This window comes from Tahibacter caeni (assembly GCF_024609805.1).
In the GTDB taxonomy this organism is placed as follows: domain Bacteria; phylum Pseudomonadota; class Gammaproteobacteria; order Xanthomonadales; family Rhodanobacteraceae; genus Tahibacter; species Tahibacter caeni.
Genome location: NZ_JANFVR010000311.1, coordinates 1 through 5,637, shown reverse-complemented (window position 1 = coordinate 5,637; position 5,637 = coordinate 1). Strand labels below are relative to the sequence as shown.

Annotated in this window: 5 protein-coding genes; 4 read left to right on the top strand and 1 reads right to left on the bottom strand. The window is 69.0% G+C overall.

Going from position 1 to position 5,637, the window contains the following annotated elements; translation table 11 throughout:
* The 3 genes from NON22_RS19510 to NON22_RS19500 form a co-directional block, all read left to right on the top strand.
* Positions 1–396: NAD(P)-dependent oxidoreductase (locus NON22_RS19510; protein ID WP_257388643.1), on the top strand; the 396-nt coding region annotated here is incomplete at its 5' end.
* 50 nt (positions 397–446) lie between these two features.
* On the top strand, positions 447–1,883 hold the full coding sequence (locus NON22_RS19505) for a mannose-1-phosphate guanylyltransferase/mannose-6-phosphate isomerase (RefSeq protein ID WP_257388642.1): 1,437 nt from the start codon (positions 447–449) through the stop codon (positions 1,881–1,883).
* Positions 1,884–2,062: 179 nt separating this feature from the next.
* Positions 2,063–4,039: an alpha/beta hydrolase family protein gene (locus NON22_RS19500; RefSeq protein ID WP_257388641.1), complete on the top strand. Its 1,977-nt coding sequence runs from the start codon at positions 2,063–2,065 to the stop codon at positions 4,037–4,039.
* 174 nt (positions 4,040–4,213) lie between these two features.
* Here the strand turns inward: NON22_RS19500 and NON22_RS19495 are convergent, their stop codons facing one another.
* Complete coding sequence (locus NON22_RS19495) at positions 4,214–5,296, bottom strand: PQQ-dependent sugar dehydrogenase (protein WP_257388645.1); 1,083 nt, start codon at positions 5,294–5,296, stop codon at positions 4,214–4,216.
* 216 nt (positions 5,297–5,512) lie between these two features.
* Between NON22_RS19495 and NON22_RS19490 the strand changes: the two genes are divergently transcribed.
* A partial coding sequence (locus tag NON22_RS19490) for an FAD-dependent oxidoreductase (protein ID WP_257388644.1) occupies positions 5,513–5,637 on the top strand: 125 nt, incomplete at its 3' end.

Sequence of the window (5,637 nt, the reverse complement as noted above, 5' to 3'; positions counted from 1 at the left end):
CTCGCGCGCGTGCGCGAGCGCCTCGGCGTCGTCGCCGACCAGCGCGGCGCGCCGACGCCGGCGCGGCTGATCGCCCAGGCCACGGCTTGCGTGCTCGCGCGCTGGCTCGCACTGGCGCCGGATCAGCGCCGCGCGACGGCCGGCCATTACCACCTGGTCAGCGCCGGCGAATGCAGCTGGCACGAGTTCGCCGGCGAGATCTTCGCGCTGGCCCTGGCCGCCGGCCTGATCGAACGCATTCCCGAAGTCGCCGCGATCGCCACGGCCGACTACCCGACCAAGGCGCGCCGGCCCGCCTATTCCGTGCTCGATACGCGCAAGATCGCCACGACGTTCGGCCTGCAGCTGCCGCACTGGCGGCAGGGGTTGCGCGACGTGATCGGCGAGCTGGCCTGAGGGATGTGCCGCTCTCGCGCGTCCTGGACCACCGATTCGGACATTTGCCCATGCTGATACCCGTAATCCTTTCCGGCGGTGCCGGCACCCGCCTCTGGCCGGTGTCGCGCAGCGCGTATCCGAAGCCGTTCATGCGCTTGGCCGACGGCGAGTCGCTGCTGTACAAGACCCTCGATCGCGCGCTGTCCGTCGCCGACGACGGCCACGTGCTGACCGTGACCGGCCGCGACTACTACTTCCTGACGCGCGACGAATACGCCGCGCATCCGCAGGCCAAGCTCGACCGCCTGCCGTTCCTGCTCGAACCGGCCGGACGCAACACGGCGCCGGCGATCCTGCTCGCCGCGCAGTACGCGGTCAGCCATCTCTCGCCCGATGCGGTGCTGCTGGTGCTGCCGGCCGATCACCTGATCCGCGAGCTCGACCGCTTCGCCGCCGACGTGCGGCGCGCGCGCGCGCTGGCCGAGGACGGCTGGCTCGCGACGTTCGGCATCGTACCCACGCATGCGGAGACCGGCTTCGGCTACATCCGCGTCGGCGCGCCCATCGCGGGCCGCGACGGCAGCGAGATCGCCGCGTTCGTGGAAAAGCCGAAGCGCGAAGCGGCCGAGGCCTATCTTGCCGCCGGCGACCACCTGTGGAATTCCGGCATGTTCTGCTTCCGCGCCGACGCGCTGCTCGCCGCGGCCGCGCAGGCCTGCCCGGACGTGCTGGCCGCGGCGCAGGCCTGCCAGGCCAGCGCGAGCGGTCTCGACAGCCCGATCGAATACGCGCGCGAGGCGTTCCTGGCCCAGCCCGACATCTCGATCGACTACGCCGTCATGGAGCACGCGGCGCGTCGCGCCGTCGTGCCGGCGACGTTCGACTGGAGCGACATCGGCTCGTGGAAGGCGGTCAGCGAGCTCGAAACCGAATCCGACGCGCAGGGCAACCGCGTGCGCGGTCAGGCCATCCTCGTCGAGAGCGCGAACTGCTACATCCAGAGCGACAAGCGCATGGTCGCCGCGGTCGGCGTGCGCGATCTCGTCATCGTCGACACCGACGACGCCGTGCTCGTCGCCGACAAGGACCGCGCCCAGCAGGTCAAGCTCGTCGTCGACCGGCTGCGCGCCGACAAGCACGACGCGGCCGCGTTCCACCAGACCGTGCATCGGCCCTGGGGCAGCTACACCGTGCTGGAGGACGCCGACGACTGCAAGGTCAAGCGCCTTGTGGTCAAGCCCGGCCACGTGTTGAGCCTGCAGAAGCACCACCGGCGCAGCGAGCACTGGACCGTCGTGAAGGGCACGGCCAAGGTCCGCGTCGGAGACGAGGAATTCCTGCTCCAGGCGAACCAGTCGACCTACATACCGACCGATACCTTGCACCGGCTCGAGAACCCGACTGCCGAGGACATTCATCTGATCGAAGTGCAGTGCGGCGACTATTTCGGCGAGGACGACATCGTCCGGCTGGAAGACCGCTACGGCCGCGCGGCGCAGCGCTGAGCGCGGCGCTGATCACGTCCGGCGGCGTTTTACGATGAAGGACCGACGGCCAGCGCTTCGGCGCGGCCGGCGCTGTAAAACGGCAACGACGGCCGCCGGCCGGCCGTATCGCCGGGATCGTGCGTGCCGCGGCGGTCATGGGGGCCGTCGCCGGAGTTTTCCCTGGAAGGAGCATCTTCATGTCGATCCGCCGTCTGGCCGCGGGCCTGGCCATGCTTCTGGGCGCCGCCGGCGCCCAGGCCGAAGTGCCGCTGGCCGATTTCGCGCGCCACATCCAGTATTCCAGCGTCAAGATTTCCCCGGACGGCGAATACATCGCCGCCGATGCCGTCATCGACAACCGCCGCTCGCTCGCGATCCTGCGCCTGAGCGACATGAAGGCGACGCGGATCACGCCGCGTGTCGACGAGGTCGCCTCGTTCCAGTGGGTCGGCAAGCAGCGCCTGATGTACACGGTCGGCGAACCGGTGGGCGGGCTTGAGAGGCCGGATCCCAGCGGGGAGCTGTATTTCGTCGACGCCGACGGCGGCCGCAACGAGATCCTGTTCGGCTATCGCGCCGGCAAGGAAAGCGTCGGCTCGCACATCAAGTCGGTCAAGCCCGAGCGTGCCAGCGCCTATCTGATCGACGAACTGCGCAACGACGACGACAACATCCTGATCTACGTCTACGAGTGGAAGAGCACGGGCGAGCCAACGCCGCCGGTGGTCTACAAGTTCGACGTCAACGACGGCTCGAAGAAGCAACTGTTCGTCTCGCCGCTGCGCGCGCCCGACGGCTTCCTCGCCGACCACGACGGCAACGTGACGTTTGCCTATGGCTCCGACGTCGACAACCGCTGGCAGGTCCTGTATCGCGGCAGGGGCGACGGCGAATGGACCAGCGTGCTCGACGGCCCGAACATCGCCGGCCGCCCGCGTCCGCTGGCCTACGACGCCGAGAACAAGGTCGTCTACTGGTCCTGCCAGCCCGACGGCAAGATCGGCGGTCTGTGCACCTGGAACGCCGAGGACCGCAAGCTTACGCCGGTCTGGACGGCCAAGGACGTCGAGGTCGACCATCTGCTGAAGGATTTCGACGACACCACGGTCGTCGGCGTGCTCGCCTATCCGGGGCGCTCCGCGATCGGCGTGGTCAACAAGAAAACGGCGATGATCGAGGCGCTGACCGCGCTGATGCAGCAGTTCCCCGGCGAAACCGTCGAGATCACCTCGGTCAGCCGCGATGGCAAGCGCGCGATCGTGTCGGTCGACAGCGACGTGAACCCCGGCGAGTTCTACCTGTTCGACCGCGACAGCAAGAAGCTGTCGCCGGTGCTGCGCCGCGCCGACAAGATCGATCCGGAACAGATGGCGTCGATGGAGCCGATCAAGCTAAAGGCGCGCGACGGACTGGATCTCAACGGCTATCTGACGCGGCCGCCGGGCCAGGAGCAGGGCAAGAACCTGCCGACGGTCGTCTACGTCCACGGCGGTCCGTTCGCCGTGCGCGACTACTGGGGCTACGACCCCGACGCGCAGGTGCTCGCGAGCCGCGGCTACGCGGTGCTGCAGGTCAACTTCCGCGGCTCCGGCGGCTACGGCGCGGCGTTCGAGAACGCCGGCTACAAGCAGTGGGGCGGCAAGATGCAGGACGACGTGACCGACGTGACCAAGTGGGCGATCGAGCAGGGCATCGCCGATCCCAAGCGCATCTGCATCTACGGCGCGAGCTATGGCGGGTACGCCGCGCTGATGGGCGCCGTGCGCGAGCCGGATCTGTACCGCTGCGCGATCGGCAGCGTCGGCGTCTACGACCTGCGCCTGCTGTACACGCGCGGCAATGCGCAGAACTCGAAGTTCGGCACGAACTACCTCAAGAAGACGCTCGGCGACGATCCGGCCATGCTGGTCGCGGGTTCGCCGATCACGCAGCTCGACAAGATCAAGGCCAAGCTCATGCTGATCGTCGGCGGCCAGGACAAGGTCGTGCCGCCGGTGCACGGCGAGAGCGTGCACAACGCGCTCGAGCAGCGCGGCGTCAAGCACGAATGGCTGTATCAGCGCACCGAGGCGCACGGCTTCTACGACGAGAAGAACGTCGAGGAAATGTACGCGCGCATGCTGGCCTTCCTCGACGCGAACATCGGCGCGAAGGCCGCGCCGACTTCGCCCTGAAACGGTTGCGCGGCGCCGGCCTCATGCCGGCGCCGTGAGCCGTGTCTGCATGCCTGTCGCAGCCGATGTGTTGGCGCATCGGCCGCAGCCGTCGGTTGCCGTCCGTGCGCGACCGTCGTTACCGCAACTGCGATCGCATGACGGGACCGCGCCGGCCTGGCCGCGCGGCCGCGTTCATTCGGCGCTCGTCGGCGTCAGCTGCAGCAGGCGCCCGGCCGTGCCGTCCTCGAGCAGCCAGAGGCTGCCGTCCGGACCCTGCTCGACCTCGCGGATGCGCTGCTTCATGTCGTAGCGCGCCGCTTCGCGCGCCCGGGTGCCGTCGAACGCGACGCGCACGAGCGCCTTGCTCGACAGTCCCGCGATCAGGCCGTTGCCGTTCCAGCCCGCGAAGCGCTGGCCGGAGTAGATGATGAAACCGCCCGGCGAGATCACCGGCGTCCAGCTGACGGCCGGCGCGTGGAATTCGGGCCGCGTCGCGTGATCCGGAATGTCGCGGCCGTCGTAGTGGTCGCCGTTGGAGACGATCGGATAGCCGTAGTTGTCGCCGCGCACGACGAGGTTCAATTCGTCGCCGCCGCGCGGGCCCATCTCGATGTTCCAGAGCCGGCCCGACGCATCGAACGCGATGCCGAGCGGATTGCGATGGCCGAGAGTCCAGACCTGGGCCGCGACGCCGCCCTGGGCCGCGAACGGATTGTCCTTCGGCACCGATCCGTCGTCGTTCAGGCGCACTATCTTGCCGAGGTTGGACTGCATGTCCTGGGCCGGGTCGAAATGCTGGCGTTCGCCCGAGCTGACGAACAGATGGCCGTCGGCCGCGAATGCGAGACGGTGGCCGTAGTGGCCGCGGCCGTCGAGCTTGGGCACCTGGCGCCAGATCACGGCGAGGTCCTGCAACGCGCCGCCGCCCTTGTCGTCGAGCACGAGCTTCGCGCGCGCGACCGCGGCGCCGCGCACATCGCCGTCGCCGGCTTCCGCATAGCTCAGATAGATCCAGCGGTTGTCGGCGAACTTCGGATGCAGCACGACATCGCCGAGGCCGCCCTGGCCGCCGTAGTCGACCTTGGGCGCGCCGCCGATCTCGCCGGTCTTGCCGTCCTGCGTCACGACGCGCAGCCGGCCTCGCTTTTCCGTCACCAGCAAGCGGCCGTCGGGCAGGAATGTCATGGCCCAGGGTTCGTTGAACGTGGCGACGGCGCGGATCTGAAACGGCAGCTCGTCGGCCGCAACGGCCGTGGCCAGCGACAGGCCCAGCATCGCGAACAGGGCAGAGGAACGGAGCATGGAGGCGGTCCCGGCAGAGCGCGCAATGCGCAGGCAGGACCATATGCCTCAGGCGACGCAAAGAAAACGTCAGCACGGCGCGTCGCCGCCGTCCCGGCGCCGCCATGCGCGCGCAATCGATCTGCAATCAAAGTCTCACGGACGCTGGGTACTTTGCGGTTTTTCCCAGGCGGGTCAGGAATCCGGCGCATGCCCCACGCATCTGCGATCGTCGTCGGCGCCGGCATGCTCGGCCTCGCGCTCGCCCGCGCGCTGGCCCTGCGCGGCCGCCGCGTCGTCGTGTTCGAGCGCCACGAGCGCGCGGTCGGCGCCGC